General features: G+C 57.5%; 2 rRNA genes (1 of these 2 only partly in view). Both read left to right on the forward strand.

Annotated features, from left to right (window positions below):
* Window positions 1–53: 53 nt before the first annotated feature.
* Window positions 54–1,569 (forward strand): 16S ribosomal RNA (locus AB0O15_RS47740).
* 402 nt (window positions 1,570–1,971) lie between these two features.
* Window positions 1,972–2,943 (forward strand): 23S ribosomal RNA (locus tag AB0O15_RS47745) (it continues 2,244 nt past the right edge of the window).
* The 16S and 23S rRNA genes sit together here, the layout of an rRNA operon.

Consider the following 2,943-nt stretch of genomic DNA (forward strand, 5'->3'; position numbering starts at 1 on the left):
ATTCCTTTGGCAACAAGATTGTTTGTTGCTGGGATTTGAAATATCTCTAGATTTTGTTGGAGAGTTTGATCCTGGCTCAGGACGAACGCTGGCGGCGTGCTTAACACATGCAAGTCGAGCGGAAAGGCCCTTCGGGGTACTCGAGCGGCGAACGGGTGAGTAACACGTGAGTAACCTGCCCTGGACTTTGGGATAACCCTCGGAAACGGGGGCTAATACCGGATATTACCTTCTCCTGCATGGGGGTTGGTGGAAAGTTTTTCGGTCTGGGATGGGCTCGCGGCCTATCAGCTTGTTGGTGGGGTGATGGCCTACCAAGGCGACGACGGGTAGCCGGCCTGAGAGGGCGACCGGCCACACTGGGACTGAGACACGGCCCAGACTCCTACGGGAGGCAGCAGTGGGGAATATTGCACAATGGGCGGAAGCCTGATGCAGCGACGCCGCGTGAGGGATGACGGCTTTCGGGTTGTAAACCTCTTTCAGCAGGGACGAAGCGAGAGTGACGGTACCTGCAGAAGAAGCGCCGGCCAACTACGTGCCAGCAGCCGCGGTAAGACGTAGGGCGCGAGCGTTGTCCGGATTTATTGGGCGTAAAGAGCTCGTAGGCGGCTTGTCGCGTCGACTGTGAAAACCCGCGGCTCAACCGCGGGCTTGCAGTCGATACGGGCAGGCTAGAGTTTGGTAGGGGAGACTGGAATTCCTGGTGTAGCGGTGAAATGCGCAGATATCAGGAGGAACACCGGTGGCGAAGGCGGGTCTCTGGGCCAATACTGACGCTGAGGAGCGAAAGCGTGGGGAGCGAACAGGATTAGATACCCTGGTAGTCCACGCTGTAAACGTTGGGCGCTAGGTGTGGGGGGCCTCTCCGGTTCTCTGTGCCGCAGCTAACGCATTAAGCGCCCCGCCTGGGGAGTACGGCCGCAAGGCTAAAACTCAAAGGAATTGACGGGGGCCCGCACAAGCGGCGGAGCATGCGGATTAATTCGATGCAACGCGAAGAACCTTACCTGGGTTTGACATCGCCGGAAAACTCGCAGAGATGTGGGGTCCTTCGGGGCCGGTGACAGGTGGTGCATGGCTGTCGTCAGCTCGTGTCGTGAGATGTTGGGTTAAGTCCCGCAACGAGCGCAACCCTCGTTCGATGTTGCCAGCGCGTTATGGCGGGGACTCATCGAAGACTGCCGGGGTCAACTCGGAGGAAGGTGGGGATGACGTCAAGTCATCATGCCCCTTATGTCCAGGGCTTCACGCATGCTACAATGGCCGGTACAAAGGGTTGCGATGCCGTGAGGTGGAGCGAATCCCAAAAAGCCGGTCTCAGTTCGGATCGGGGTCTGCAACTCGACCCCGTGAAGTCGGAGTCGCTAGTAATCGCAGATCAGCAACGCTGCGGTGAATACGTTCCCGGGCCTTGTACACACCGCCCGTCACGTCACGAAAGTCGGCAACACCCGAAGCCGGTGGCCTAACCCGTAAGGGAGGGAGCCGTCGAAGGTGGGGCTGGCGATTGGGACGAAGTCGTAACAAGGTAGCCGTACCGGAAGGTGCGGCTGGATCACCTCCTTTCTAAGGAGCAACTCACCGCCGAAAGGTGGTCAGTAGCCCGCAACCCCCATCTGTGTGGGGTTGGGGTGCTCATAGGCGGAGACACTGGCCAGTCATGACCGGCAACGGTCCCAGTTCAGTTAGTACCGCCTGCTTCGGTAGGTGTGGAACGCGGTGGGATGCGGCTGCGACTGATGATGAGCACCCTGTTGGGTCCTGAAGGAACAACCAGGCCGGCCACAGAGCCGGCGCCCGGTGAGGGTTTCTCCCGGGGGTTGTTGTTTCAGAACTCTTTCCAGGCATGACCTGGTCCTTCATACCGCTCGGCTTTCGGGTTGGGGTTTGGTGTTGGGCGTGGTGGTTGTGGGTTGGTTGTTGGTTGAGAATTGCACAGTGGACGCGAGCATCTTGTTTTCTGTAGGTGTTTAAGTTGTCAAGGGCGAACGGTGGATGCCTTGGCATCGGGAGCCGATGAAGGACGTGGGAGGCCGCGATAGGCCTGGGGGAGCTGTCAACCTAGCTGTGATCCCAGGGTGTCCGAATGGGGAAACCTAGCAGCAGTCATGTGCTGTTACCGCCACCTGAATTCATAGGGTGGTTGGGGGGAACGCGGGGAAGTGAAACATCTCAGTACCCGTAGGAAGAGAAAACAACAGTGATTCCGTGAGTAGTGGCGAGCGAAAGCGGATCTAGCCTAAACCGGTTGTGTGTGATACCTGTCAGGGGTTGCACAGTCGGGGTTGTGAGACCCACTTATCGCATCTGACAGTGTGGTGAAGAGTTATAAAGTCCTGGGTTAGTTGAACGGTGTGGGAAAGCCGGCCGTAGAGGGTGAGAGCCCCGTAAGCGAAAATTCTGGACCTCTTTGTGGTGTTCTCGAGTAGCAGCGGACTCCTGTAATCTGCTGTGAATCTGCCAGGACCACCTGGTAAGGCTGAATACTTCCCGATGACCGATAGCGGACGAGTACCGTGAGGGAATGGTGAAAAGTACCCCGGGAGGGGAGTGAAATAGTACCTGAAACCGTTCGCCTACAATCCGTCAGAGCCTCCTTGTTGGGGTGATGGCGTGCCTTTTGAAGAATGAGCCTGCGAGTTAGTGGCACGTGGCGAGGTTAACCCGGGTGGGGTAGCCGTAGCGAAAGCGAGTCTTAATAGGGCGTTTTTAGTCGCGTGTTCTAGACCCGAAGCGGGGTGATCTAGCCATGGGCAGGTTGAAGCGTGGGTAAGACTGCGTGGAGGACCGAACCCACCAACGTTGAAAAGTTGGGGGATGACCTGTGGTTAGGGGTGAAAGGCCAATCAAACTCCGTGATAGCTGGTTCTCCCCGAAATGCATTTAGGTGCAGCGTCGTGTGTTTCTTGCCGGAGGTAGAGCACTGGATGGTCTAGGGAG

The organism is Actinoplanes sp. NPDC089786 (assembly GCF_040684855.1).
Lineage (GTDB): Bacteria > Actinomycetota > Actinomycetes > Mycobacteriales > Micromonosporaceae > Actinoplanes.